The organism is Nonomuraea sp. NPDC050022, from assembly GCF_044460705.1.
GTDB lineage: Bacteria > Actinomycetota > Actinomycetes > Streptosporangiales > Streptosporangiaceae > Nonomuraea.
Genome location: NZ_JBITKE010000001.1, coordinates 669,797 through 696,392, shown reverse-complemented (window position 1 = coordinate 696,392; position 26,596 = coordinate 669,797). Strand labels below are relative to the sequence as shown.

The 26,596-nt window shown below is 69.8% G+C and carries 25 protein-coding genes; 17 read left to right on the top strand and 8 right to left on the bottom strand.

Annotation, left to right across the window (positions count from 1 at the left end):
• Window positions 1–128 precede the first annotated feature (128 nt).
• Window positions 129–905, bottom strand: a complete 777-nt coding sequence (locus ACIBO2_RS03150) for a phosphotransferase (protein ID WP_397295081.1) — start codon at window positions 903–905, stop codon at window positions 129–131.
• Between the two features lie 128 nt (window positions 906–1,033).
• Here ACIBO2_RS03150 and ACIBO2_RS03145 point away from each other — a divergent pair, with 128 nt between their 5' ends.
• Window positions 1,034–1,774, top strand: a complete 741-nt coding sequence (locus tag ACIBO2_RS03145; RefSeq protein ID WP_397295079.1) for an SDR family oxidoreductase — start codon at window positions 1,034–1,036, stop codon at window positions 1,772–1,774.
• Here the strand turns inward: ACIBO2_RS03145 and ACIBO2_RS03140 are convergent.
• Together ACIBO2_RS03140 and ACIBO2_RS03135 are read right to left on the bottom strand one after the other, a co-directional pair.
• Window positions 1,771–2,691 (bottom strand): hypothetical protein, encoded by a 921-nt coding sequence (locus ACIBO2_RS03140; protein WP_397295077.1) that lies wholly within the window; start codon window positions 2,689–2,691, stop codon window positions 1,771–1,773. The two genes, ACIBO2_RS03145 and ACIBO2_RS03140, sit on opposite strands and share 4 nt — an antisense overlap.
• A gap of 39 nt (window positions 2,692–2,730) precedes the next feature.
• Window positions 2,731–3,426: an SDR family NAD(P)-dependent oxidoreductase gene (locus ACIBO2_RS03135; RefSeq protein WP_358536254.1), complete on the bottom strand. Its 696-nt coding sequence runs from the start codon at window positions 3,424–3,426 to the stop codon at window positions 2,731–2,733.
• A gap of 101 nt (window positions 3,427–3,527) precedes the next feature.
• Here ACIBO2_RS03135 and ACIBO2_RS03130 point away from each other — a divergent pair, with 101 nt between their 5' ends.
• On the top strand, window positions 3,528–4,370 hold the full coding sequence (locus ACIBO2_RS03130; RefSeq protein WP_397295074.1) for a helix-turn-helix transcriptional regulator: 843 nt from the start codon (window positions 3,528–3,530) through the stop codon (window positions 4,368–4,370).
• A gap of 25 nt (window positions 4,371–4,395) precedes the next feature.
• Here ACIBO2_RS03130 and ACIBO2_RS03125 read toward each other — a convergent pair whose 3' ends face one another.
• Together ACIBO2_RS03125 and ACIBO2_RS03120 are read right to left on the bottom strand one after the other, a co-directional pair.
• On the bottom strand, window positions 4,396–4,605 hold the full coding sequence (locus ACIBO2_RS03125; protein ID WP_397295072.1) for a DUF397 domain-containing protein: 210 nt from the start codon (window positions 4,603–4,605) through the stop codon (window positions 4,396–4,398).
• The gene (locus ACIBO2_RS03120) at window positions 4,595–5,356 is read right to left on the bottom strand and encodes a Scr1 family TA system antitoxin-like transcriptional regulator (protein WP_397295070.1); all 762 of its coding nucleotides are present in this window, start codon (window positions 5,354–5,356) and stop codon (window positions 4,595–4,597) included. Before ACIBO2_RS03120 ends, ACIBO2_RS03125 begins: the two co-directional genes overlap by 11 nt.
• Window positions 5,357–5,619: 263 nt before the next feature.
• Here ACIBO2_RS03120 and ACIBO2_RS03115 point away from each other — a divergent pair, with 263 nt between their 5' ends.
• From ACIBO2_RS03115 to ACIBO2_RS03080, 8 genes are all read left to right on the top strand, one after another.
• Window positions 5,620–5,988: an ATP-binding protein gene (locus ACIBO2_RS03115; RefSeq protein WP_397295068.1), complete on the top strand. Its 369-nt coding sequence runs from the start codon at window positions 5,620–5,622 to the stop codon at window positions 5,986–5,988.
• A gap of 253 nt (window positions 5,989–6,241) precedes the next feature.
• Window positions 6,242–7,000 carry an SDR family oxidoreductase gene (locus ACIBO2_RS03110; RefSeq protein ID WP_358536246.1) on the top strand — a complete coding sequence of 253 codons (759 nt, stop codon included), beginning with the start codon at window positions 6,242–6,244 and terminating at the stop codon, window positions 6,998–7,000.
• Between the two features lie 16 nt (window positions 7,001–7,016).
• A complete protein-coding gene (locus ACIBO2_RS03105) occupies window positions 7,017–7,433 on the top strand; it encodes a MerR family transcriptional regulator (protein ID WP_358536243.1) in 417 nt (138 codons plus the stop codon).
• Between the two features lie 329 nt (window positions 7,434–7,762).
• Window positions 7,763–8,776 (top strand): LacI family DNA-binding transcriptional regulator, encoded by a 1,014-nt coding sequence (locus ACIBO2_RS03100; protein ID WP_358536241.1) that lies wholly within the window; start codon window positions 7,763–7,765, stop codon window positions 8,774–8,776.
• Between the two features lie 165 nt (window positions 8,777–8,941).
• Complete coding sequence (locus ACIBO2_RS03095; RefSeq protein WP_358536239.1) at window positions 8,942–11,065, top strand: glycoside hydrolase family 36 protein; 2,124 nt, start codon at window positions 8,942–8,944, stop codon at window positions 11,063–11,065.
• 50 nt (window positions 11,066–11,115) lie between these two features.
• Window positions 11,116–12,441, top strand: coding sequence for an ABC transporter substrate-binding protein (locus ACIBO2_RS03090; RefSeq protein ID WP_397295064.1), 1,326 nt, complete (start codon window positions 11,116–11,118; stop codon window positions 12,439–12,441).
• A 63-nt stretch (window positions 12,442–12,504) separates the two neighbouring features.
• Entirely contained in the window at window positions 12,505–13,410 is a 906-nt protein-coding gene (locus ACIBO2_RS03085) for a sugar ABC transporter permease (RefSeq protein WP_358536235.1), read from the top strand.
• Complete coding sequence (locus ACIBO2_RS03080; RefSeq protein WP_358536233.1) at window positions 13,407–14,243, top strand: carbohydrate ABC transporter permease; 837 nt, start codon at window positions 13,407–13,409, stop codon at window positions 14,241–14,243. Before ACIBO2_RS03085 ends, ACIBO2_RS03080 begins: the two co-directional genes overlap by 4 nt.
• 77 nt (window positions 14,244–14,320) lie before the next feature.
• Here ACIBO2_RS03080 and ACIBO2_RS03075 read toward each other — a convergent pair whose 3' ends face one another.
• Window positions 14,321–15,568 carry a hypothetical protein gene (locus ACIBO2_RS03075; protein ID WP_397295061.1) on the bottom strand — a complete coding sequence of 416 codons (1,248 nt, stop codon included), beginning with the start codon at window positions 15,566–15,568 and terminating at the stop codon, window positions 14,321–14,323.
• Window positions 15,569–15,690: 122 nt separating this feature from the next.
• Between ACIBO2_RS03075 and ACIBO2_RS03070 the strand changes: the two genes are divergently transcribed.
• Together ACIBO2_RS03070 and ACIBO2_RS03065 are read left to right on the top strand one after the other, a co-directional pair.
• On the top strand, window positions 15,691–16,185 hold the full coding sequence (locus tag ACIBO2_RS03070) for a DUF1772 domain-containing protein (RefSeq protein WP_397295059.1): 495 nt from the start codon (window positions 15,691–15,693) through the stop codon (window positions 16,183–16,185).
• A gap of 78 nt (window positions 16,186–16,263) precedes the next feature.
• Complete coding sequence (locus tag ACIBO2_RS03065; RefSeq protein ID WP_397295057.1) at window positions 16,264–17,205, top strand: hypothetical protein; 942 nt, start codon at window positions 16,264–16,266, stop codon at window positions 17,203–17,205.
• Between the two features lie 41 nt (window positions 17,206–17,246).
• Here ACIBO2_RS03065 and ACIBO2_RS03060 read toward each other — a convergent pair whose 3' ends face one another.
• On the bottom strand, window positions 17,247–18,587 hold the full coding sequence (locus ACIBO2_RS03060; protein WP_358536225.1) for a 6-phospho-beta-glucosidase: 1,341 nt from the start codon (window positions 18,585–18,587) through the stop codon (window positions 17,247–17,249).
• Between the two features lie 46 nt (window positions 18,588–18,633).
• Window positions 18,634–19,392, bottom strand: a complete 759-nt coding sequence (locus ACIBO2_RS03055; protein WP_358536223.1) for a DeoR/GlpR family DNA-binding transcription regulator — start codon at window positions 19,390–19,392, stop codon at window positions 18,634–18,636.
• 131 nt (window positions 19,393–19,523) lie between these two features.
• Between ACIBO2_RS03055 and ACIBO2_RS03050 the strand changes: the two genes are divergently transcribed.
• From ACIBO2_RS03050 to ACIBO2_RS03030, 5 genes are read left to right on the top strand one after another with little or no spacing between them, the layout of a single operon-like run.
• A complete protein-coding gene (locus ACIBO2_RS03050) occupies window positions 19,524–20,777 on the top strand; it encodes a PfkB family carbohydrate kinase (protein WP_397295054.1) in 1,254 nt (417 codons plus the stop codon).
• Window positions 20,778–20,781: 4 nt separating this feature from the next.
• Window positions 20,782–22,152, top strand: a complete 1,371-nt coding sequence (locus ACIBO2_RS03045) for an extracellular solute-binding protein (protein WP_358536219.1) — start codon at window positions 20,782–20,784, stop codon at window positions 22,150–22,152.
• Complete coding sequence (locus ACIBO2_RS03040) at window positions 22,149–23,033, top strand: sugar ABC transporter permease (RefSeq protein WP_358536217.1); 885 nt, start codon at window positions 22,149–22,151, stop codon at window positions 23,031–23,033. The genes ACIBO2_RS03045 and ACIBO2_RS03040 overlap by 4 nt, the downstream gene beginning before the upstream one ends.
• Entirely contained in the window at window positions 23,030–23,857 is an 828-nt protein-coding gene (locus ACIBO2_RS03035) for a carbohydrate ABC transporter permease (RefSeq protein WP_357941824.1), read from the top strand. Before ACIBO2_RS03040 ends, ACIBO2_RS03035 begins: the two co-directional genes overlap by 4 nt.
• Before the next feature lie 16 nt (window positions 23,858–23,873).
• Window positions 23,874–26,555, top strand: coding sequence for a sugar-binding protein (locus ACIBO2_RS03030; protein ID WP_397295051.1), 2,682 nt, complete (start codon window positions 23,874–23,876; stop codon window positions 26,553–26,555).
• Window positions 26,556–26,596 lie beyond the last annotated feature (41 nt).

The following is a 26,596-nucleotide window of genomic DNA, read 5'->3' as shown; positions in this document are numbered from 1 at the left end:
AGACAGAGACACGCCTCGATAACACGAGACGAAGCCCTCTGCTGGACTTCGCTTTCATTATCTCCTATTTTCCGGAGATGTCACGCCCGCAGGATCACAAAAAGGTCACGCATCTCGCGGGCGGCCCCTCAGCCGCGCTCCCAGAAGGCCCCCGGCAGCGCCTCGATCTCGACCACGGCCTGTTCGAGGTTCGCGGCGAACGGCAACAGCGCCTGATAGACCGGCTCACCACCCTCGGCGAGCCGGCGGATGACCTCGGCGTTCATCCGCGCCCGGTCGATCACCTCGGAGCGGAACGCCGTACGGTCGCCCTCGTAGCCGTAGGCGTCGAGCAGCAGGTGCAGCCGCCGGGAGCGATCCTCGAACGCCGTGAACCCCTGCTCCGTGACGACCCGCCGAGCGTGCAGCGGGACCCATGTCAGCGCGCTGTAGGCCAGATCGCGCTCTCGCGAGGACGGCCCGGCGGTGTCCCAGTCGACGAACCCGACCAGGTCGTCCTCCTGCCACACCGCGTTGTAAGGAGAGGCGTCGTGGTGCCCGATGACCAGCCCCGGCCGCCAGGGACGCCCGGTGAACCAGACCGCGTCCGGCTCGGGCACGAACGTCGCCGTCGCGTCGTGCAGCCGCCGCATCCAGGCCCCGACCTGCTTGAGCGCGCTGTCCGACCAGGGCCAGGCGGGCCAGGGAGCCTGCTCCCCGATCGTGTCGCCCTGGAGGTAGGTCAGCACCTCGCGCCCTCGCTCGTCGAACCCGAGGACCCGCGGCGCCCCCTCGAACCCGGTCGCCTCCAGATGGGCCAGCACGGTGTGGACGGTGCGCGTCCACGGGTTGGCGGGCCGATGGACGGTATCGCCGATGCGTACGCCGCCGACATGCCTGCCACCCGGCAGGGGCTGCTCATCCATGAGGCCGTTTCTACGCCTGGGACGCCGCTCACCGCACCTGGTTTTCGTCGGCCGCCCCTGTGTCCACGCCGTCCTCGGCAGGCAGCGCGATACCGTTTCGCACGTCAGTCAGTGAAGGAGAGATCATCATGCGGATCGCGATCGCCGGTGCGACCGGGAACATCGGGGCCCTCACCGTCACCGCCCTCGAACGCGGCGGGCACGAGGTCGTGCGGATCAGCCGCTCGCTCGGCGTGGACCTGTTGACCGGTGACGGGCTCGACGACGCGCTGGCCGGTGTCGAGGCGGTCGTCGACGCCACCAACGGACCGGCGACCGACCCGGCCGAGACGGTGGCCTACTTCGGCACCGCCACGCGCAATCTGCTCGCCGCCGAGGAACGAGCCGGTGTCCGTCACCATGTGCTGCTCTCGATCGTCGGGATCCATGGCATCGAGGGCAACGCTCACTACGCCGGCAAGCGGGAACAGGAGCGCCTCGTGTCCGAGGGAGCGGTGCCGTGGACGATCGTCCCGGCCACGCAGTTCCACGACTTCGCCGCGCTGATGGCGAGCTGGACCGAGCAGGACGGGGTCGCGACGATCCCGCCGCTGCTCATACAGCCGATCGCGCCCGCGGACGTGGCCGACATCCTCGCCGAGATCGCGGTGGGCGAGCCGCGGGGACGTTACGTCGACGTCGCCGGGCCCGACCCACAGGACCTGGTGGACATGGCCCGGCGCACCAACGAGGCGCGCGGCCGTACGGTGAAGCTCGTGCCGACGTGGTCGGCGTTCGACCCGGCGGCGGCCGGCAACGCGCTGCTGCCCGGCGAGGACGCCCGCATCGCGCCGACCACCTTCGACGATTGGCTCGCGCAACAGCGCTAGCCCGGCGGGGCAAGACGGATGATCTGGTCGCGGAGGGCATCGTCCAGGGCCGCATTGAGAAACCCGTTGTCGATGCCACGATCACAGCCCACCACGATCGAGACCCGGACAGGTGGCCCTTCCGCGTATCCGAACAGGAGATCGAACCAGTCGGCCGGGTCGCAGCTGATCTCGTTCAGGATCTCCTTCCCCCCAGCGTCCAGAGCGTTCAGCGTCTCCGCCAGAGGTCCTGCCGTCCGGCGGTCGTGCTCACGGCGCGGATCCCGCTCACCCGCCCTGGTCGCACGCCTGCACACCAGGACGGAGATGGGCTCGTCGGGCACCATCCGCCCGTCCTGGCCCCGGCGTTCGCCGGGCATCTGGCAGGGGTCGTCGGGGTGTACGAGCCGCCATGTTCCGGTCCGGTAGGCGGCGGTGAGGCTCCGGCCTACGTAGGAGTGGGATTGGACCGTGCCGTTCGTGGTCCGGACGCAGCCGTTGACCTCCTCGGCGCTGCCCACCCAGAGCCCTCCGCCGCCGGGGTAGGCGAACAGGATGAGGTAGTTGGTCATCGGGCCGCCCATCAGCGTGCACATGACCTCGCGTTCCTCCGTGCCGACCGGAAGGTAGCCGAGGTCGCGGGCCATGGCCCCGGCGTCGCCGGTCAGGGTCCGTGATCCGGCCAGCCGCTCGCCGCCCTTGCGGGTGTTGTCGCCCGGGTACGCGCAGATCATCGCGGTGACCGGCCTGCCGGGCACGAGGTAGTCGCCGACCCCGTCGATCTGCCCGGCGGCAGGCACCCAGCCACCGGCATGGCGGCCTCCCCACTGTTGCGGGCACGACGCCAGGACGGTTGGCGGGCTGTTCGCCGAGGATGAGGTCAGGACGGTGGCCGCGCAGATCGCGGTGACGACGACGGCTACGTGACGGAGATTCACAAAGGTGAGACGTCACCCGCCCGCCGACCGGTTCAGGCGTTACCAGGGTGCTACGCCGGCGGGGTCGAAGAACGCCCCGGTGGGCCCGTCTGCGCCCAACAACGCCGCTCGTACGATCGGGGCCGCGCCCTCCTCGACGGTCTGGGTCCCGCTGAAGCCGTTGAGATCGGTGGCGGTGTAGCCGGGGTCGACCACGTTGACCCGCAGTTCGGGGCAGAGCCTCGCGTACTGGACGGTCAGCATGGCGAGCGCGGCCTTCGAGGCGGTGTAGGCCAGGGCGGGCACGTGGAACTCGATGCGGTCGGGATCGTGAACCCGGGCGAACGACCCAAGGCCGCTGCCGACGTTGACCACGACTCCATGCTTGCTGCGCCGCAGCAGCGGCAGGAACGCGTGGGTCACCCGGACGACGCCCACGACATTGGTGTTCAGGACGGTCTCCAAGTCCGCCCCGGTGAACTCGCTCGCCGAAGGCGCGCCACCGGCGATCCCCGCGTTGTTGACCAGGACGTCCAGGCCGCCCTGCTCCTTGTCCACGAGTTCCGCGGCCGCCTGGACGGACGCCTCGTCGGTGACGTCGATGAGCAGCGGCAACGCGCCCAGCTCCTTGGCCGCCCGTCGGGCGTTGTCCTCGTTGCGTGCGCCGATGTAGACGGTATGGCCCGCTGCGACGAGTTGGCGGGCGGTCTCGAAGCCGAGGCCCTTGTTCGCTCCGGTGATCACTGTCGTTGTCATGCCTCCAGCCTCACCCCGCCGTCGCACCTCGTACCAGCGAAGACTCTTCCTGGGAACACCCGTACCAGGCACGGACTGCGGGGTGGTGCGACGATGGGGAGGTGAGCGGCAACGGCGAACTGGCGACGATCCTGCGGGTCTGGCGCGAGCGACTGCTCCCCAGACAGGCGGGCCTGCCCACCAATGGGCTGCGGCGCACGCGGGGCTTGCGGCGCGAGGAGCTCGCGATGCTGGCGGGCGTGTCGGCCGACTACATCGTCCGCCTGGAACAGGGCCGCGCCTCGACACCGTCGGCCCAGGTGTGCGCCGCACTGGCCCGGGCGCTGCAACTGGACGACGCCGAACAGACCCATCTCTTCCTGCTGGCCGGCCACGCGGTCGGCAGCGGGCGGATCGGCCAGTGGGTCCCGGCGAGCGTACGCAGGCTGCTGAACCGGCTCGATGATCACCCGATCGCCGTGCACGACGCGATGTGGACGCTCATCCTCTGGAACCGGCCCTGGGCGGCGCTGATGGGCGACCCATCGGCCCTCGACGAGGAGGAGCGCCACATGCTCTGGCGCGCCTACACCGGCCAACCGCACCGGATCATCATGACACTCGACGAGTGGACGGCCTTCGAGCGCTCAATGGTCGCCGACCTCCGGCGGACCGCCGCCCGCTACCCCGACGACCCGCGACTGCACGCGTTCGTCCAGCAACTCCGCGAACTCAGCGACTCCTTCCGCACGCTGTGGGACGCCCACCTGGTCTCCGACCACCATCAGGCGACCAAGAGCGTCGACCACCCCGAGGTGGGCAGAATCGACCTGGACTGCGACATCCTCACCACCCAGCACGGCGACCTCCGGATCGTGATCTACACGGCGCAGCCGGGCAGCGAATCAGAGACCAAACTCGCCCTGCTCGACACCATCGGCACCCAGACCATGACCCCCGGCTAAGCCGGACTGTCCCCTGCCGGTCTGGCTAGAAGTCGAACTCTCCCCTGGACATCCCATCCCGGAAGGCATCCCACTCAGCCTGCGTGTAAACCAGGACAGGCCCCTCCGGATGCCGACTGTGCCGCACCCCTACGCGTCCACCGCTCAGGGGGGCGACCTCGACGCAGTTGCCTCCGTTACCGCCACTGGCCGTCGCCTTTCGCCAGGCAGCGGTGACCAACTCCCTATCGGTCATGACTTTCCATCACCCTCTGAATGATCTTCTCGGTCTCGTAGATGGGTTGCGCAAGAGCGGACAGCACCTCCCATCGCTCGCCTAGCTTCCGGAGCATTTCTGTCTGGTGCGTGACCTCGCCGCTCTCGACGCTGTCGATGTAGCCAGTCTGCGTACCGTCGTCAGTGTCGGCTATCGCGAATGCGCTGACTAATCCAGCCGTAGCCCCCGATGCCAGGGGAATCACCCGAACCGTAATGCATGGACGGGCCATCAGAGCAAGCAGATTTGCCAGCTGCGCTCTCATCACCTCACGTCCGCCGACCTCCCGCCGCAAGACGCTCTCATCCAGGATGACGGAGAGGGTAGGCGGAGTGACCCGAGACAAGATCGCCTGACGTTGGAGCCGAATCTTGACCTCCTCTTCTACCTCGGCGGGTAGTGCCCCCGGTTCGCCCTGAAAGATCGCCCTGGCGTAGTCGGCGGTCTGGAGGAGCCCAGGGATCAACGCCAGTTCGTAGACCCGGATGAATCGCGCCGCTTGCTCGGCTGCCGGCCATTTCCTGAACCACTTCTGGCCCAAGCCCCTGATCGGGGGCAGCAGCTCCAGCAGCTCGCCATGCAGCCCCAGCGCCTTTTCGAGCTGCCGGGTGAACGGTTCGGTGGGCAGCCGGGTGCCTCGCTCAACCGCGCCTATCAGGCTCTCGCTGCAGGGAAGGAGCGGTGCGAGACGGGCGTGAGTGAGATCCTTTGCTGTTCGATACTTCAGCATTCGGGCCCGGTATTCCTCGCTGGCGTTTCTCGCAGCTTTATTCCCATCTTCCGACATATCACACCCTTTCTCCGCTGCGTGCACACCCGTACGCACAAAGACAACCACAGGTTGTGAAGCTTTTGGAGGGGGATTCCGAAAGACATCCGCATTGACCATGGCCATGCTTGGGACCTGTAACCGCACAATCGCAAGAGATCTGTACGTTCCGAGGTGGCCATGCGAGCAGCTGTGTCTAACCCCCCGTACGCAGGTGTCAAGGTATGGACGGCGGGCGAGACGGAATCCCACCGGATTCCCTCGCTGGCCCGCCGAGAACTCGTGAAATGGATGGCCCGAACCATCCCACCCTTCCCGACCTTCAGGAAATATCCTCAGAACTACTCACCAACGCCATCATTCACGCCAACGCCATATGGGTCCGAATGCACCTGATCCCCGAACCGATGGTTTGGCGATTGACCATCACCGACCCCGGAAACTCCAGCGAAACTCCACGCGCGCGCCAGCCTCGACCGAACGAGACGGGAGGGCGCGGGCTCCTGGTTGTAGACGCCCTCACCAACGGCCAGTGGGATACCCACCGCAGCCCGGTTGGCGAGCGCGTCGTGTGGGCGCTGCTGCCTCGCTAGACATCCCCACGGTCGGTACGACGGTGCCTCTACCTGCCGTGGGGTGCAGACCTCCCTTGACCCCCCAGGGAGGAGAAGGCCCCCAGACGCGCATCCGCCGCAGCGTTCCGTCTGGGGGCCTTTCCCAGCCGCCGCGTCGTACTGGCTTTCCGGCCGCCGCGTCGCAACCCGGGGACGAGCCGCCATTTTGACCTTGACCCCCAGGTCAGCCTTTAGCGTCGCGGTCACTCACCTGTGGACAGAGAGGACACTCATGGACGGCCTGGCAGGCAAGGGCGTGGTCATCACCGGAGGTGGCACGGGGATCGGCCGTGCCACGGCTCATCAGTTCGCCGCCGAGGGCGCGCGGGTGCTCGTGATCGGTCGTACCGCCGCGCGTCTGGAGGAGACCGCTGCCGCGTACCCCTCGATCAGTACCTTCGCCGCGGACGGCGCGGCAGCCGATGGGCCCGAGCGCATCGTCGAGGCGGCGGTACAGCGGCTGGGGCGGATCGATGTCCTGGTCAACAATGCCGCGATCACTCGGCCCGCCGCGCTCGGGACGATCGATCGCCGTACCGCCGAAGAGCAGATCGCCACGAACCTCCTCGCTCCCCTTTTCCTGGCCCAGGCCGCCCTGCCGCACCTGGCCGCCGCGAAGGGGACGATCGTGAATGTGTCCTCAAACCCGCCCTCGTACGGCTGGCCGGACAACTCCGTCTACGGGTCCACCAAGGTCGCGCTCGACTTCCTGACGGCCACCTGGGCGGTCGAGCTCGCGCCCAAGGGTGTGCGGGTCGTGTCCGTGGCGCCGGGCATCACCGCCACACCCGTGCTGGCGCACGCCGGATTCACCCAGGAGCAGATCGCCGCCGCGGGCGAAGGACTTGTCGGACGCATTCCGCTTGGTCGCATCGCTCAGCCCGGCGAGATCGCCTGGTGGATCGTGAACGTGACGCGGCCCGAGGCCGGGTACCTCACCGGCACGGTGGTTCGCGTGGACGGCGGCCTCTCCGTGGCGGCGGGGGTATAGGGCATAAACTGCGGCAGTGCTGATCGGGGAGCTGGCGCGCGCGAGCGGCGTCACCGTCCGGGCCCTGCGCTACTACGAGCAGCAGGGCCTGCTTGAGCCGGAACGGGCCGGCAACGGCTATCGGCATTACGACGGCAGCGCGGTGGCCAAGGTCCGCAACATTCAGCTCCTGTTGTCGAACGGCTTCACCGCCCAGGACGTACGCGGCTTCCTGCCCTGCCTGGACGATGGCGAGGTCTCGCTGGGACTTGCCTGCCCACCCGGTGTGGAAGCGGTGAGCAGAAAGGTCGCGGCCCTGGAGGAGCGGATCGCCGAGCTGAGCGCCGTACGAGATCGGCTCGTTGCGGCTCTGACCGGCAACGCGACCCCACGGCAACCCGAACCCGGCATCATCGCTCGCCACCCCGCCTACACCCGCCGCACTTACGATTAGCGGTCACACCAGCTGGGTGATGGGCGGTCGGCCCGATCATCGGCGCCCTGGCCGCAATAGCGGCACTGGCCTCGGCGGCGTAGGTGGTAGGCGAGGGCCGCGGCGGCCAGCGCTCGTGGTGCAGACCCACAGCGTGCAGGCGGTGCGGGCGGCGGTGGAGCAGGCCGGGAGTACGCCGACTGGAGCGCCCACCTGCTGCCCTGGGCAGAATGCCAGCCGAAACTGGCGGCCTTCTGCGAGAAGGTCGGACTGCCTGACACCCCCGCCGCCGTCCGGCCGCAGGAGCTGCCCGTCCAAGCCGTCACCTCCTGGTATGTACGCTTACCGGTGTGACCCGCCGCCCGCACACCCGCGCTCCCGTCCTCGCGGACGTGGCGAGGGTCGCCGGCGTGTCCGTCCCCACGGTGTCTCGGGTGCTGAGCGGGTCCGCGCCGGTGAGCGCCGATAAGCGCAGGCAGGTCCTGCGCGCGATCCAGGAGCTGGGATACCGCCCTAACGCCGCGGCGCGCGCCCTGGTGACTGGCCGGCGCTCCATCATCAGCGTGCTGACCAGCGACACCACCCGGTACGGTTATGCCAGCACGATACGGGGGATTGAGGAGGCCGCCCGCGCGGTCGGCCTGGTGGTCGCCCTGACGATGCTGGACGGCGGCGACGAGGAGTCGGCGCGGGTAGCCGTGGACCTCGCGCTCGACCAGCCGCTCGCCGGGATGATCGTGCTCGAGTTCGATATCCAGGGCAGCCGGGCGCTGGCGGCATTGCCCGACACGCTCCCCGTGGCGGCAGTGTCCTCCGCCGGGCAGGGCAGGAGCGTCCCGCGGGCCCTGTTCGACGACCACGCCGGCGCGCGGGATGCGACGAACTACCTGCTCGGACTGGGCCATCGCACCGTGCACCACGTGGGGATACCGGCCTCCGGCCGGCCGAGCGGGCGGCTGCTGGGCTGGCGGGAGGCGCTGGAGGCGGCGAGAGCCCCGGTTCCGGAGATCGTGGAGAGTGACGGGACCCCGCGCTCGGGCCTCCAGGCCGGCGCGCGCCTGGCCAGGCGCGGCGACGTGACCGCGGTGCTGTGCGGCAACGACGAGGTCGCCTTCGGCGTGATCAAGGCCTTGCAGGACGAGGGTTCGAGGGTCCCCGAGGACGTCAGCGTCGTCGGCTTCGACGACCACCCGCTGGCCGAGATCTGGACTCCTTCCCTGACCACGATGAGCCAGGACTTCGCCGAACTGGGGCGCATGGCGGTCGACTTCCTGCTCGGCAGCCTGGCAGGCGTGCCGGTCTCGGCGGCGCCGTCGACCCCGCGCCTGGTCGTGCGCAAGAGCACCGCTCCACCCGCCGGCTGACCTCGGCCCAGGAACCCTGGAACCACGCGAACGCGTGGTCACGTTCCTTCATGAACGTCTCGTGTTGAAAGCGTTATCAGCACATTTCCCGTGGCCCCCTTGCCACATCGCTTGATAAACGTTTTCATAGCTGAACCGCACCGTTTGTCCGGCTTAAGGAACGTGATGACGAGCAGAACCCTCCAGTGGCGTCCCGGCTCTCTCGACCTGGTACTCGAGCGGCCCGAAGACGCTCCGGCCCGCATCGCGAGGCTCGGGACCGCGTCGCCCGCACCGAGCCCGGTGGACCCGTTCCGGGTGCAGCCGCTGGTCGAGCTGATGGTTCTGGGGGAGGGCCGGGGGCTGTCCAACACCCGGTTCACTGACACCGCCGCCGGATCGCGGCTCCGGTTCGTGGACGCCGTCGAGCAGGCGGACGGCGACTGGCGCGAGCTGCGGGTGAGGCAGCGTGACGAGGTGACCGGGCTGGAGGCGACCAGTTTCTTTCGCGCCAGGACGGACGTCCCGGCCCTGCAGACCTGGACCGAGGTCACGAACACCGGGCCGGCGCCCCGGGTTCTGCAGATGGTGTCGTCCTTCGCCTCCGGCGCGCTGGCCGAGACGGCGGACGACGGCGACCTGGTCATGTGGCGGGCGCGCGCCGACTGGTGCGCCGAGGGCAGGTGGGCGGCCATCCCGCTGTCCGGGCCGGACGGGCTGGCGGACATCAACAGCGAACTGCACCAGCACGACGGCCGGGGCGCGCTCGTCACGGTGAGCAAGAGCACCTGGTCCTCGGGCGAGTACCTGCCGACCGGCGTCCTGGCGAGCGCCCGCACCGGCCGGGCCTGGGGCTGGCAGATCGAGCACAACGGCGCCTGGCGCTGGGAGGTGGACCGCCGCCGCGACGGGGCGAACGCCGTCTGCCTGGTGCTGAGCGGACCCACCGACCTCGACCACCAGTGGAGCACCCGGCTGCTCCCGGGGGAGAGCTTCGTCGCTGTTACCGTGTCCGTCGCCGTGTCCGACGAGGGCTGCCAGGGAGCGCTGGCCGCCCTCACCCGGCAGCGGAGGGCGATCCGCCGCGCGCATCCCACAGACGACGCGCTGCCGGTCATCTTCAACGACTACATGAACACCCTCATGGGCGACCCGACCACCGAGCGCCTGCTGCCTCTCATCGACGCCGCCGCGGAGACCGGCGCCGAGTACTTCTGCGTCGACGCGGGCTGGTACGACGACGGCGGGAACTGGTGGGACAGCGTCGGCGAGTGGCGCCCCTCGACCGGCCGCTTCCCGGACGGCGGGCTCGCCCGGGTCTTCGACCACATCATGGCCAGGGGCATGCGCCCCGGCCTGTGGCTGGAGCCGGAGGTCGTCGGGGTGCGCAGCCCTGTCGCCGCGATGCTGCCTGACGAGGCGTTCCTGAGTCGCAACGGCGCGCGGGTCGTGGAGCACGGCCGGTACTTCCTCGACCTGCGCCACCCCTTGGCCAGGAAGCATCTCGACGAGGTGGTCTATCGCCTCGTGCACGAGTACGGCACCGGATTCTTCAAGCTCGACTACAACGTCACCCCGGGGCCGGGCACCGACCGGGACGCGCTCCAACCGGGAGAGGGACTGCTCGAGCACAACCGGGCCCACCTGGAGTGGCTGGACGACCTGCTCGACCGCCACCCGGAGGTGATCTTCGAGAACTGCGCCTCGGGAGCCATGCGAGCCGACTACGCAATGCTCTCCCGCCTCCAGCTCCAGTCCACCTCGGACCAGCAGGACTGGCGCCTCTACGCCGCCATCGCGGCGTCCGCGCCCGCCACGATGCTCCCCGAGCAGGCAGGCAACTGGGCTTACCCGCAGCCGGGGATGCCCCCGGAGGCTCTGGCCTTCACCATGATCAACGGTCTGGCCGGACGGCTCTACCTGTCGGGGCATCTCGACGAGATGAGCCGGGCCGAGCGGGAGCTCGTCGCGGACGGGGTGGCCGTGCACAAGCGGATCAGGGCCGAGGTCGCCACGGCCGAGCCGTTCTGGCCGCTGGGGCTGCCCGCCTGGTCCGACCCTGTCGTCGCGCTGGGCCTGCGCACCGGTGACACGGTGCGCCTGGCCGTATGGCAACGCGACGGCGGGCCGCACGACATCCAGCTGGACCTGCCCGGCCTGCGCGGCCGCCGCCTGCGGGTGGAGACCGAGTATCCGGCGACGCTACCCGGCTGGCAGCACCGGTGGGACGCCTCCACCGCGCGGCTCACGGTCCGTCCTGCCGTACCCGGACCGTCCGCACGCCTGCTCCGCCTGCGGCCGGAGAACTGATCCCTTTGAGCGTGGCAGCCCTCACCTCCCACCACACACCAGGAGAATCCGTGAAGACACGAGGCATTTCCCGCGCGGCAGCCGCCGCCACATGCGGGGCGCTGCTGCTGGCCGGCTGCTCGGCGGGCAACCCCGGAACGTCCTCAGCCACCGCCCCGCCGGTCCCCACGACCTGGCCTGACCCGGGCGTCGGCCTGCAGGGGGTGACCCTCACCCTGTGGATGTCGACGCAGACCGCCGCGATGGCCGACAACGTCATCAAGTCGTTCGAGGCCAAAACCGGAGCGAAGATCAACAAGGTCGTCATTCCCGACGTCTACGAGACCAACGCGCCGACCAAGCTGGCCACGGGCACCAAACCGGACCTCGCCACCTGGCAGCCGACAGGCAGCATGCTCGCGCTGCTCAAGCCGTCCACCGACTTGCAGAGCCTGGACGGCGCGCCGTGGCTGGCCAAGCAGACGCCGGCCATCCAGAAGCTGGGTCTGGTGAACGGGCATCACTACGCGGCCTTCGTCAACGTCCCCTCCGTTCTCGGTGTCTTCTACAACAAGTCGGTGTTCCAGAAGGCGGGGATCACGAGCACGCCCAAGAACTTCAACGAGTTGCTTGCCGACGCCCAGAAGATCAAGGCGAAGGGGGTGGCGCCGTTCTTCGGCGCCGCCGGCGACCAGTGGCCCACCCAGTGGTGGCCGCAGGTCCTCCTGGCCGAGGCGTCGAAGAAGGGCCTGTGGGAGCGGGTCAGCCAGAACAAGGAGAAGTTCACCGATCCGGAGATCCTCGGCGCCGTCCGGCAGTTCCAAGACATGGTGAAGCAGGGGCTGTTCAACAAGGACGACAAGACCTCCAAGTACACCGAGTCCGGCCCGGCCCTGCTCAAGGGCGAGGCGGCGATGGTGCTGCAGCTCACCTCGTTCGCGTCGCTGATGCAGTCGACAGCGGACACGGCGACCATAGACCGCGAGATCGGCTGGTTCCCCATCTCCAAGGACGGCAACATCGCCACGTCGGTGCCCGGCGGCGACAACGCCCTGGTCGCCTTCAAGACCGGAGATCCGAAGCGGGAGTCCGGCGCCCGGCAGTTCCTGCGGTTCTGGCTGGAGAGCTACTACCCCGACTACGTGAAGTCTGCCGGCACCGTGTCGATCGACCCCGCCGTACCGGCTCCCACCGGGGTGCCGGAGGTGGTGAAGCAGGCCTCGGCCGCGCTGGACGACGCGGCCGGCTCGATGCAGCAGAACGCCGCGGTGAACCCGGACTTCTACGTGAACCTGGCGAACATGGTCAACGGGACCATGACCCCCGAACAGGTGACCTCCACTACACAGTCGCAGTTCGCCCAGCTCGCCCAGGCACTCGGGATCCAGGGCTTCTGACAGCGGCGGGGGCACGGGCCCCTCCCGCCCCCGCCACCACACTGAAAGGTGTGCAGGATCGCCATGATCTCTTCTCTTTCGGCCGCTTCCGGTCGCTCGCCGCGGCGACCGGTGTTGTACCCGAGCTCGTTCCTCGCTCCGGCGTTCGCCGTGCTGGCCGTGTTCTTCTTCCTACCGACCGTCTTCAACTTCGTCTACGCCTTCACGGACTGGTCGGCCTTCCATGACGACATCCGCCCCGTGGGGTTGGCGAACGTCAAGGCGGTGCTGTCCAACGGCGCCCTGCTGTCGTCACTGCGGATCACCATCGTGTACGCGGTCCTGGTGGCGATCATGCAGACGGGGTTCGGGCTGGGGCTCGCCCTGCTCCTGGAGCGCGACACTCGGATCAACCGGTTCGCCAGGGTCGTCTTCTTCATTCCGGTGCTGATGTCCGCCTTGGCAGTGGGGTACACCTTCCAGGCGCTCCTCAAGCCCGACGGTCCGCTCAACGGGCTCATCGGCGCTCTCACCGGCCAGCACGTGACGATCCCCTGGCTCGGCAGCACTACGTGGACGGTGGTGACGGTGGCCTTGGTGAACTCCTGGAAGTGGATGGGGCTGGCGATGGTGATCTTCCTCGCCGGTCTCAAGACGATCCCGGCCGACGTCCTGGAGGCGGCCAGGATCGACGGCGCCGGCAGGTGGAGGACCTTCCGATCGATCCGGTTCCCGCTGATCGCCCCCGCGGTGACCTTCAACGTCGCGACCGCGCTGCTGGGCTCCTTCAACGGATTCGACACGATCCTGGCGACCACGGGGGGAGGGCCCGCACAGCAGACCGAGGTGCTCGACATTTACATCTTCCGCGTCTACGGCAACGGCCTGTTCGCCCAGGCGACCACGATGAGCCTCGCCCTCCTTCTCCTGGTCGCTCTGCTGGCCTTCCCTGTCATCGGCTACCTGCGCAAGAGGGAGCGTGTCCTGTGAGGATCTCCGCCCGGGGCTGGTCCCGCCTCGTTCACCCGGCCGTCGTCATCATCCTGACCGCCGTCGTCATCGGAATCCCGTTGTGGCTGGCCCTGGTGACCTCCGCCAAGTCGCAAGGCGAGGCGAACCTGCCCGACCTGTCTCTACCACGGGTGTGGCACCTGTGGGACAACTACTCCCAGGCGTTCACCCAGGGCCGCGTGCTGTGGGCGCTGTTCGGCAGTCTGCTGGTCATGGTGCCGTCCGTCGCCGGGGTGCTGATCTTCGGCTCGCTGGCTTCATGGGTGCTGGCTCGGCGTGCAGGGCGCGTCATGGCTGTGCTCTACTCGGCCGCGATCAGCGGGATCATCCTGCCCCCGGCCGTCGTCACGATCGTGCTGCTGCTCCGGCAACTCCACCTGGCCAGCACGCCGATCGGCATGGTGCTGGTCTACATGGGCATGTACATGTCCCTGGTGATCTTCTTCGTCACCGGTTTCGTGCGGACCATACCGGTCGAGGTGGAGGAAGCGGCCCGCATGGACGGCGCACGGCCGCTCGGGATCTTCATCAAGGTCGTCCTGCCGCTGCTGCGCCCGGTCATCGCGACCGCCACGATCCTCATCTGCCTCTACATCTGGAATGACGTCTTCTACGCCTTCTTCGTGCTCGGCGGAGGGACGTACTCGACACTTCCCCTGAACCTGTACTCGGTGGCGAGCAGCAACCTGTATCAGAACAACTGGAACCTCGTTTTCGCCTACGTCGTGCTCATGAGCCTGCCGCTGGTCGTCGTCTTCGTTGTCGCCCAAAGACGGATCATCTCCGGCATCACCGGAGGAGCCGTCAAGTGAACGGTGGTCCACTGCTGGTCGGGCTGCCCGTGGGGTTGTCGTTGCCATGCGACCAGCCTGCTGGCCGGGGCCGCAGCTCAGCGGCGGTCTCGGCGCATTTCGTGGCGTTGCCGCAGATAGAGGCCGAGCAGCAGCCCCACCCCGACCCCCACCACGGCCACCGTCAAGCCGTAGATCCCCCAGTATCGCCCGGCGAACATCGACACCCGCGCATCCACCTCATGCGCGTTCACCCCGAAAAAGGTGAGCACCAAGGTCACCGGTATCGCCACCGTGGACACGAACCCGACCGCCACCGTCCACCGCAGCCGCCGGTCCTCATCCGCCCGCCGCTCCAGGCTCTCGATCGAGGTCAGCTCGGCCCTGATCGCCCGGGCGAGCCGTTCGAGCATGCGCGCCACGTTCTCCGCCTTGCCCACCAGCCCCATCGTCCCGTACAGGGCGTCGTGGTAGCCCGCCACCCGCAACGACGGCACCATCATCCCGAGGTCCGCCGTCGCCTCGACGCTGTAGCTGAGGTCCAGCTCCAGGTCGCCGAGCTGGTCGGTCAGTGACTCCAGGCTCCGCCGCCGCTCCCGCGTGTCCTGCCAGCCCCGGTCGCGGCCACGGAACGCCTCGACCGCCTGGTAGGCCACCGACCGGATCTCGCGCAGCCGCGCCGCGCTCGCCACGCCCTGCACGGCCGAGAGGAAGATGCCGTCCTCCACGTACTTCGGCTGACCGCAGAGCACGCTGACGTATGGGCCCACGGCGGCGGTCGTCTGCGGGCGGCGGTTCAGCTCGCTCGGGTACGTGATCGTGCTGAACTCTTCGCGCTCCGGGAGATCGCCACGGTAGATCACCCGCTTGACCAGGTCGTCGGACGTCTCGGGCGGCAGCTGGGAGCTGAAGGCGAGCTGGTGGCGTTCGGGGAAGAACCCGCCGGTGCCGCCCGCGAGCTCCGCGGCCACCTCCTCCAGCGAGCGGCCGTCGATCTTCAGGTCGGCGTAGAAGCAGTCCTCCAGCAGATCGACCGTGTCGGCCAGCTCGTCCTCGACGTCCAGGCTCAGCACGGCCACGATCTGCGTGGACGGCACCGCGAACAACCACAACCGGGCACTCGCGAGCGGCCGGTCCCAGCTCTCGAATTCGATCTTGTGATGGTCGAGAGCCAGCTTGTGCAAGACCTGAGGGGTCGCCGAGCCGGTGAAGTAGGTTTCCGGCCGCCCGAGCCGTGGCCGCTCGCCCGCCGACGCCACCTCTCCGCCGTCCGTCACATGCCAGGGTGTGGCGAAGATATTGGTGAGTCGTACGCCCTGCTCTGAACGGATGCCGAACAACGTCACGACCTCGAGGGTATCGCGGGGTTCAGCGGCCCCCCACGACAGCCGCGCGAAAGGGTCACGACAGAGGCCCCTTGTTATCCTCAACGAGCCACGAACCCCCCCGTCTCCCCAGGAGTAGCACCATGGACGTGTTGCGGGTTGTCTCGCTGATGGCCGCCACGATGACGATGGGGCTGGTGGCCGGTGTCTTCGGCCTTTACGCGCACACCGTCATGCCCGGCCTGGCCAAGACCGACGACCGCACCTTCATCGGCGCGTTCCAGGCCATGGATCGGGCCATCATCAACCCGTGGTTCATGGGCGGCGGCTTCCTGGGCGCGCTGATCTTCACCGTCGTCGCCACGATCGCCCATATCGGGCGGCCCGAGCTGCCGTGGGTCGCGGTCGCGCTCGTCCTCTACATCGTCGCGTTCGTCATCACGATCGCGATCAACGTGCCGCTCAACGACGCGCTCAAGGCGGCCGGCGACCCCGATTCCATCGCCGACCTCGCCGCAGTCCGCGCGCGCTTCGACGAGGCCCGGTGGGTGGGCTGGAACCTCGTCCGCGTCCTCGCCTCCACGACCGCCTTCGGCCTGCTGGCCTGGGCGCTCGTCGTACACGGCAAGTCGGGCTGATCAAAGCGGAATCCGCCCTGAGCGGCGGTGCCCGAGAGTAATCTTCCGGCAACAGCCAGTTGCCAGGAGGCCCCCACCGTGTACTCCTCCCCCGCCCGGCGGCCGTTGACCGACGAGTCGATCGATCGGCTTCTTGAGGGCGTGGCCGAGATCGCCGAGCACGCCGTGTCCGACCACGCCACCGCGGAAAAGCACTATCGCGACTCCTACGCCCTCGCCGAACGGGTGCGCCAGCAGGACTCCTCGTCCGGCCGGGTGGTCGGCGGGACGAGGCTCGAGCCGCTGGTGTCGCTCATCGTCCAACGGGTGCTCCTCGCCGAGAGCATGGTCGACGAGCACGAGGAGGCCGCCCAGAAGTTCATCGCCTGGTGGGTCGACCTCGCAGTCTGCGCGGTGATGGCGCTGCTCACCGGCGTTCCGCTGACCCGGGGACGCGCGGCGGCCGGCGATCCGAGCTCGTGCATGTGCCCGGCCGAACTCGCCTGCCTGCCCCCCATACCCGAAGACGACCGCAAACTGGCCGAGCTCGCCGGCAGCATGGATCAGTGCTGGACGCCGGAGGGCATCCCGGTCGGCGGCAAGGCGTTCGCGGCGGAGCTCGGACTGATCCTCCAGCGTGACGCCGAGGGAAATCCGATGCTCGTCGAGGACGGGACGCCGGAGGGGCGGCGGCAGCGCCTGTGGGGCGAGATGTGGCGCAAGCACCGGATGCCGCTCCTGCCGGAGACCGACGACCTCGTCCAGGCCCTGACCGCGGCCGGTGTCGCTCCGCCCATGGTGGACAACGTCCGCTTCGCCTCCGGGGCCGTGGAGATCGCCGTCGCGGCCAAGGAACGCGCCTGGGAGCTGTCCGATGAATGGGACGGTGCGCAATCGTCAGAAGAGAGCGACCTCGTCGACTCCCTGTGGAAGCAGGCCGATGAGCTGCCCCATCTGCTCGCCGCCTACGCCCGCGTCCTGACCGCGCTCCTGCCCACGCTCCGGGCGCTCGGAAACGCGCCCGAAGAGCGCCACGACTGACCGAAGAAGGGGCGAGTGTCTGAAGAAGGGGCGAGCGAGTGCTACGTGGGAAGGACGGCGGCCAGCTCCGGGATGCGGGCCCGGTAGCCGTCGAGCAGCTTGCGCGCGGTGCCCACCGAGTCGACCAGGGGGTGCAGGGCGAACGCCTCGACGGCCAGGCGGGACGAGCCCGACAGAGCGGCCTCGATGGTCGTCTGCTCGACCGCCTTCACCTGCTGTACGAGCCCGAGGAAGCGGCCGGGCAGCGGGCGGGTGGCCAGGGGCCGGACTCCGGAGCCGTCCACCGCGCAGGGGATCTCGACGACCGCCTCCTCGGGCAGACCGGCCACCGCCCCGCCGTTGCGGACATTGAGGATCATGGTGGACGGCTCGCCACGCGCGATGGCGCCCACCAGGGCGAGCGCGATGCCTTCGTAGCCGCCCGCTTCCAGGTCGACGGCGTCGCGCTCACCGGCGTCGGTGATCTCCCGCGTATCGGCCATGTACGACTCGTCGCGCTCCTTGCGTGTCCTGCCCCACTCGGCGAGGGCCTGCTCAGGACGTGCGCGTACGGCCTCGTAGAACCGATCCTGCTGCCCGAGCAGAGACTCGCCACGGGTCTGCCCGGACATGGCGGCGACGGACTCGCGGGTGAAGTAGTAGTAGTACAGATACTCGTTGGGCAGCGCCCCCAAGGTCCGCACCCAGTCGCCGCCGAAGATCCGGGCCTCCTCGACCCGCCCCAGCGCCGCGTCGTCGGCGAGCAGCTCTGGCAGCACGTCGCGGCCCTGGTAGGTGAGCCCGCGCAGCCAGCCGAGGTGGTTCAGCCCCACGTAGTCGGGCGACACGCGGGACGGGTCGAGCCCGAGGGCGGCGGCGGCCCGGCGGACCAGCCCGATGGGCGAGTCGCAGATGCCGATCACGCGGTCGCCGAGCACGCTCCGCATGGCCTCGGTGATCATGCCGGCCGGATTGGTGAAGTTGATCACCCACGCCTGGGGCGCGAGGGCGGCCACCCGTTCGGCCACCCGTACGGCGACCGGGATCGTGCGCAGGCCGTAGGCGATGCCACCGGGCCCGGTCGTCTCCTGGCCGAGCAGGCCCAGCTCCAGGGCCACCCGCTCATCGGCGGTGCGGCCGGCCAGCCCGCCGACGCGCATCGCCGAGAAGACGAAGGTGGAATCGCGCAGCGCGGTGTCCAGGTCTGTCGTGGTCAGCACCTCGGGCGGGTCGTCGTGCCCGGCGGCGAGCTGCTGGAGCACGTGCCGGATGGCCGCCAGGCGGTCGGCCGACACGTCGTACAGCATCACCTGCTCCACGCGCGGCTTCGCGGTGTCGCGCAGCAGCGCGCCGTAGACCAGCGGGACCCGGAAGCCGCCACCACCGAGCACGGTCAGTCTCATCGCCACCCCTTCATCGCCACCGCTGTCACACGAATCGCCACCGCTGTCACACGACCTGCACTTCGGCACCCGCGGCCGCGCAGTTGCGCAGCGTCGTCTCGTCGGCGCCCGAGTTCGTGACCAGCACGTCGATGTCCTCCGGACCGCACACCCGCAGCGCGCCCGTGCCGGGGAACTTGTGCCGGTCCACGAGTAATACCACCTGCCCCGCCGCCGCGATCATGGCGCGCTTCAGCGGCACCTCGGCGAGCGTGGTGTCGACGAGCTGGCCGTCCGGCCGTACGCCGCTCACGCCCAGGAACACCCGGTCGGCGCACACCTGGCGCAGCGCCTCCTCGGTCAGCACGCCGACCAGCGAGTGGTACGGCCGGCGGACCATGCCGCCGAGCAGCAGCAGCTCGACCGCCGGGTCGGCGCGGAGCACGTCGAGGACGGCGAGGCTGGAGGTGACCACGGTGACGCGGCGGCCACGCAGCCGGCGGGCCAGTTGCATGGTCGTCGTCCCGATGTCGAGCAGGACCACGTCGCCGTCGCGGACGAGCTGCGCGGCGCGGCCGGCCACCGCCTCCTTGTCCTGCTCGTCGACCACCGCCACCTCGGCGAAGGGCCGGTCGGCGTCGGCGTCGACCTCGGCGAGAGCGCCGCCGCGCACCCGCCGCAGCGTGCCGTCGCGGTCGAGCACCTCAAGGTCGCGGCGGATGGTCGACGGGCTCACGCCGAGCTGGCTGGCCAGATCGCTCACGCTCGTGGCGCCTGAGAGGCGGACCCGGCGCATGATCTCGGCATGCCTGAGGCGCTGAAGCACGCGGGAATCGTATCAGTCATATCTGTTCATGTGTGAGCATCTTTGACCAAAACCTCGCGCGAAACACTTGAAGTACGCGAGCAAACATGCAAGATTGCGCACATCTCGCACTGTCGAGGAGGACTTGTTCTGTGTCTGCCCAGGCGTATGACCCTCTAGCCGATCAGCGAACCCCGGAGGGGCCGCAGTTCGACGTCTTCTTAGCGGGCACGGTCTTCCTCGACATCGTGTTCACCGGCCTGCCCGCGATGCCCGCGGCCGGCACGGAGATCTGGGCCGACGGCATGGGCTCGTGTCCGGGCGGCATCGCCAACCTGGCCATCGCGACCAGCCGGCTGGGCCTGCGCACCTCGCTGGCCGCCGCGTTCGGGGACGACGACTACGCCGACTTCTGCTGGCGTACGCTCGCGGAGCAGGAGTCGGTCGACCTGTCCAGGTCCCGGCGTTTCGAGAACTGGCACTCGCCGGTGACGGTCTCCATGGCCGTCGACCGCGACCGCAGCATGGTCACCCACGGCCACTCCGCTCCCCTGACCGCCTCGGACATGATCGGCGCCCCGCCCCGCTCCAGGGCGGCGATCGTGACGCTGTCGGCCGAGGAGCCGCTCGGCATGCCCGGCAAGTGCAACTGGGCCGAGAAGGCGCAGCTCGACGGTGCCCTCATCTTCGCCGACGTGGGCTGGGATCCGTCCGGCGCCTGGCCGGCCGCCCTGCTGGAGCAGCTGTCGGTCTGTCACGCGTTCATGCCCAACGCGGTCGAGGCCATGGCCTACACCCACACCGACAGCCCGCGTGACGCCCTGTACGCGATCGCCGACCGGGTCCCCCTCGCCGTGGTCACCGACGGGGCGAACGGCGCCATGGCCATCGACTCCCTGACGGGCGAGGAGGCATTCGTCCCGGCTCCACGGGTAACCGCCCTGGACCCGACCGGCGCGGGGGACGTCTTCGGCGCGGGCCTCGTGCTCGGCACCCTGTGCGGCTGGCCGCTGGCCGATCGGCTGGCGTTCGCCGGGGTCTGCTCGGCGCTGGCCGTACAGCAGTTCGGCGGCTCGCTGGCCGCGCCCGGCTGGGGGGACATCGCCGACTGGTGGCACGAGGTACGCGCGGCGGCCGGCCACAGCGGCGCCTACGGCGACTCGCTGGCCCGCCGCTACGGCTTCCTCGACAAGCTGGTGCCCACCGATCCAGTGGGCGCCGTGCGCCGGGCGGCCGCCACCATCGCCCGGCAGGCCGACGTGGGAATGGCGCCCCTGACGCCGGGTAAGCCACCGGCCAGGACCGCCGCCGAAGCGTCCGGCGGGCCCGAGGGCGCCACGGCCGACGGTCCACCCGACGAGCCCGAGGGTCCGAGCACGTCCCGCGTGCCTGCGCAAAAGGAGTAACGCCATGATCCCCCCGACGCCTCGCACGCGTGCCGTACTCGCCGCCACCGCCGTGGCCCTCGCCGCGAGCGCGTGCGCGCCCGGCTCCTCGGCTCCACCACCGGCCGCCTCGTCGGCGGCGCCCAGCGCGGTGCGCACCGACGCCGCGGCCCTCGGGAACGTGACGCTCACCATCTGGGACCAGGAGGTACGCGGGGGGCAGGCGGCCCAGATGAAGCAGCTCAACGCCGCCTTCGAGGCGAAATACCCCAACATCAAGCTCAAGCGGGTCTCCCGCTCCTTCGACGACCTCAACACCACCCTGCGCCTGGCGCTGAGCGGCAACGAACCGCCGGACGTGGTGGAGGCCAACAACGGCCGGTCCTCGATGGGCGCGTTCGTGAAGGCCGGCCAGCTCCGCCCGCTGAACGCCTACGCCGAGGCGTACGGCTGGAAGAAGCGCTATCCGGACTCCGTCCTGCGCTATTCGAGCTACAGCGCCGACGGCAAGGTGTTCGGCGAGGGCAACCTGTACGGCCTGCCGCAGGTCGGCGAGGTCGTCGGCATCTTCTACAACGCCGCCAAGCTGACCAGCCTGGGCCTGCAGCCGCCGAAGACCTGGGAGGAGTTCCAGGCCGCGCTGGCCAAGGCGAAGAGCGCCGGCGAGGTGCCCATGCAGCTGGGCAACCTCGACAAGTGGCCGGCCATCCACGTGTTCGGCACCGTGCAGGGCCGTAACGTTCCGGCCGCCCAGATCGGCACGCTGGCCTTCGGCCGCAAGGGCGCCTCCTGGAACACCCCCGAGAACACCAAGGCCGCCCAGCAACTCGTCGACTGGGTCGACAAGGGCTACTTCAACAAGGGCTTCAACGGCCAGGGTTACGACCCGGCGTGGCAGGCGTTCAGCAAGGGGACGGGCGTCTTCCTGATCGGCGGCACCTGGCTGATGGCCGACATGGAGAAGGTCCTGGGCAAGAACCTCGGCTTCATCCTGCCGCCCGGCGCCACGCCCGACGCGCCGCCCGTCGCGACCGGCGGCACGGGCCTGCCGTTCGCCATCACCGCCAAGAGCCCCAACCCCGACGCGGCCGCCGCGTACATCGACTTCATCACCAACGCCGACGCCATGAAGGTGCTCACCACCACCGGCAACCTGCCGGTCGCCGACACCGACCAGCAGACCGTGCCGGCGGGCGCGCAGCAGGACGTCTTCAAGGCGTTCGGCACCGCGACCAAGAACGACGGCCTGGTGCCCTACCTCGACTACGCGACGCCGACCTTCGCCGACACGCTGGGCGCGGCGCTGCAGGACCTGCTGGCCAAGAAGGCGACGCCGCAGGAGTTCCTGGCCACGCTGGAGAAGGACTACAAGACCTTCGCAGAGAGCAACGGGTGAGCGTGGCCCGACCTCCCGGCGAGCCCCGGCGCGTCGCCTACCTCTACATACTTCCGGCATTCGTCATCTACGCGGCGTTCCTCCTTTATCCGATCGGCCGGGCGGTGCAGCTGTCGCTGTACAACTGGGACGGGCTGTCGGTCGGCACGTGGGCGGGGCTGTCCAACTACGCGGCGATCGTCGCGGACGAAGGGCTGCGCGACGCCTTCGTCCACGCCCTGGTCCTCGTCGCCTTCTACGCGCTGGCGCCGCTGGCCATCGGGCTGATGCTGGCCGCGATACTCAACCACGCCAAGGTGCGCGGGCTCGGGTTCTTCCGGACGGTGGTGTTCCTGCCGCAGGTGGTCGCCATGGTCGTGGTGGCCGTCGCCTGGCGGCGCGTGTACGCCCCGGACGGCACCCTCAACGGCCTGCTCGGCGCGCTCGGGCTCGACTCGCTCACCAGGGGCTGGCTCGGCGACTACACCTTCGCGCTGCCGGCGGTCGGCGTGGTCGGCACGTGGTTCGAGACCGGCCTGGTGACCGTGCTGCTGCTGGCCGGGATGAGCCGCATCCCTTCGGAACTGTACGAGGCGGCGCGGCTCGACGGGGCCGGAGCGGTCAAGGAGTTCTTCGCGGTCACGCTGCCCTCAGTACGCGGGGAGATCGCGGTCGCGCTGACGCTGACCGTGATCGCCGCGCTGCGGACCTTCGACCTGGTCTACATCACCACGCGTGGCGGTCCCGGCAACTCGACGTCGGTGCCGTCGTACGAGGTCTACCACCGCGCCTTCGGGCTCAGCCAGATCGGCTCGGCGGCGGCGATCGGGGTCACCCTGACGGTCGCCATCTTCGCGATCTCGTTCATGATCAACCGCTTCGCGGACAGGGGGGCCTCGTGATCTCGCGCGGGGAGCGGCTGGCCAACTACGTCATCCTGTCGGCGTTCGCCGCGTTCGCGCTCTTCCCCATCCTGTCGATCCTGTTCGCCGCGCTCGGCCCCGACGACAGCGCCGACGCCACCGGGCAGGGGCTCAGCGTGGCAGGACTGCACGTGGGCAACTTCTCGGCGGCGTGGGAGATCGGGCGGTTCGGCACCTACCTGCGTACCAGCCTGATGGTGTCGGCGTTCGTCGTGGTCGTCAGCGTGGTGCTGTCCATCATGAGCGGGTACGCCTTCGGCACCATGCGCTTCCGTGGCCAGTCGGTGCTGTTCTACCTGTTCATGCTCGGGATCATGATGCCGAGCGAGGCCATCGCGGTCCCGCTCTACTTCGACCTGCGTTCCCTCGGCCTCATCGACACCTTCTGGTCGGTCGCGCTGCCGCAGGTCGCGCTGTCGGTGGCGTTCGGCACGTTCTGGATGCGGGCCTACTTCCGCGCCAGCAGCCGGGCGATCGTCGAGGCCGCCCGCATCGACGGCGCCTCGACCTGGCGCATCCTGTGGCAGGTGCTGGTGCCCCCGGCCCGGCCCGCCGTCGTCACCCTGACGGTCCTGGTCTTCATGTGGACGTGGAACGAGTTCCTCATCCCGTTGATCATGGTGACCAGCGAGTCGCTGCGGACCGCGCCCCTGGGGCTGGCCTTCTTCCAGGGCCAGTACACCTCCGGCTTCACCCTCCTCGCCGCCGGATCGGTCATCGTCGCGACCCCGGTCGTGATCTTCTACCTGTTCCTCCAGCGTCACTTCGTCCGCGGGCTGCTCCAGGGGGCGGTCCGCGAATAACCCCCCGGAGGTTCCCTTGAAGAGGTCGCTCTACGCGCTGGTAGCGGTGGCCGCCGCGCTGGCTTTCGTACCGGCGGCGCCCGCGCTGGCCGAACATGCCCCCGCTCCCCCGATTGACCTCGACGCGCTGTTCGTCGGCGCCCATCCCGACGACGAGGCGTTCAGCCTGTCCACGCTCGGCCAGTGGAACGAGGACCACAAGATCCGCGCCGGCGTCGTCACCGTCACCCGGGGCGAGGGCGGCGGCAACGCCGTCGGGCCGGAGGAAGGCCCGGCGCTCGGCCTGCTGCGGGAGGCCGAGGAGCGGACCGCGGTCGGCAAGGCCGGTGTGCGGGAGGTGTTCAACCTCGACGACGTCGACTTCTACTACACGGTCAGCGCCCCGCTGACCGACCAGATCTGGGGGGACGACACCCTGGAGAAGGTCGTACGGGTCGTTCGCCAGACCCGGCCCGAGGTCATGCTGACCATGGACCCGGCCCCCTCCCCCGGCAACCACGGCAACCACCAGCAGGCCGCCCGGCTGGCCGTCGAGGCGTTCTACGCGGCGGCCGACCCGAAGGCGTTCCCCGAGCAGCTCACCCGTGAGGGACTGCGGCCCTTCGCACCCGCCCGCCTGTTCCTCGGCGGCGGGCGCGGCACCTCCCAGGTCGGTCCGACCTGCGCCGCGACGTTCCGTCCCACGAACCCGGCGCAGAACGTGTACGGCGTGTGGAGCGGACGCCCCTCCCAGAGCCAGGGCGGCAAGACCTGGGCCACCATCGAACGCGAGGCCCAGCGCTCGTACGCCTCCCAGGGCTGGGCCGTCTTCCCCGACGTGCCGTCCGACCCGGCCCAGCTGGGCTGCGACTTCTTCACCCAGGTGGACTCGCGGGTGCCCTTCCCCGAGCCGGGCAGCGCGGCGGCGACCGCGCCGACGGCGATCCTGGACGGCGCGCTGACCCGCGCGGCCGGCACCGTGCCGCTCGGCACCCTGCTCGACCTGCGGCCCAGTACGTTCGACGTCCGCCCGCGAACCGCCTTCACCGTCAAGGTCACCGCGACCGCCCCGTCCGGCGAACCGCTCGGCCGATCGTCCGCCGTGCTGCGCGCCCCCCAGGGCTGGGTGGTCAGCGGCTCCGGTGACCTCGGCAGAATCGCCCAGGGGCGTACGGGATCCGCGACCTTCACGGTGACCCCGCCCCAGGGCGCGAGCGCCGGTGACCGGGCTCGCCTGGCGGCCACGCTGACCACCGAGCGCGGACGCGGCTACACCGACCGGCAGGTCGAGGTCAGCCCGGCCGTACGAGGTGGGCAGCAGCTGCTCCCCCAGGTCGCCCAGTACGAGAAGTGGACCGCCGAACTCGGCGTGCCGCAGCTGCGCGGCCTGGTCACGCCCGTGCTCACCCTCCCGTCCGGCGGCTCCCGCCAGGTGGGCGTCGTGGTCACCAACGTGAGCGGCACCACCCAGTCCGGCACGGTACGCCTGGAGCTGCCCGCCGGCTTCACCGCCGACCGCGCCGAGGCGCCCTACAGCGGGCTGGCGGCCGGGGCCTCGACGACGGTGCCGTTCACCGTCACCAACTCCGACACCTCGCTCAAGACCTCGAACCAGGGCGGCGACTACGCGTACACCATCACCACCACCAGCGCGGACGGCTCGTCGGTGAGCAAGCCCGCGCTCGAACTGGTCCCGGCGGCGGCCATCCCGCAGGCCGCGGCGGCGCCGGCCGTCGACGGCGTGGAGGGCGACGGCGAATACGCCGGCCCCGCCCTCGACATCTCCCGCCTGTGGGAGGGCACCGCGTGCTCATCGGCCGCGGACTGCTCCGGCACGGCCAAGGTGAGCTGGCGGGACGACACGCTGTTCCTGATGGTCCACGTGAAGGACGACGTCGTCGGCACCCGCCTGCCCGCCTCCGACTGCAAGCGGCACTGGCGTACCGACTCGGTGGAGGTGACCCTCGACCCGCGCGGCACGTCGGAGAACACCTCCACGACGTTCAAGGCCGCGGTGCTGCCGGTGACGGCCGAGGGGCCGCCCTGCGCGCTGCGCGACGCCGACAATCACCAGGGACCCGCCACCGGCATGCGGGTGGCCTCGAAGGTCTCCGCCGGGGCGTACGACGTGGAGATGGCCATCCCGATGGAGACCCTGCCGGGAGCGGTCGATCCCGCGCATCTCGGGCTCAACATCCTGGTGTACGACTCCGACACCCAGGACAAGACCGGCCAGACCCGGATCGGCTGGTCGACCTGGGGCGGCGTCCAGGGTGACCCGTACCGGTGGGGCGTCGCGACGCTGCCCGGCTACCAGCCGCCGGCCGACCGGCCGACCACCCCGCCCGACCCGGTGATCCCCGACACCGGGCTGTCCAGCCTGGACTCGCCGCAGTCGCTGGAGCAGGCGGTCCGCGTCCACCTCCCGCTCGCCGGCGGTCCCGCGGCGAAGGAGTCGGAGAGCGGCCGGGTGGTCTCCGCCACGAGTGGACGGAACGCCGTGAAGGTGACACTGCGCGCCAACACCGCCGGTAAGGCGCACCTGTTCGTCCGCGACGACCAGGGCACGGCGGGCGGCCGCGTCGTCACCGTCTCCGGCAAGGGCACCACGACCGTGACCGTACCCCTGACCCGTGCGACGGGCGGCCACCCGACAGTGGTGGCGGGATGGCAGGCCACGAGCGGCGGCACGCTGGCCTCCCAGGTCCGCGTGCGCTGACGGCTCCGGCGTCCGCATCGTCAACCCCTCGTCTCGACGAT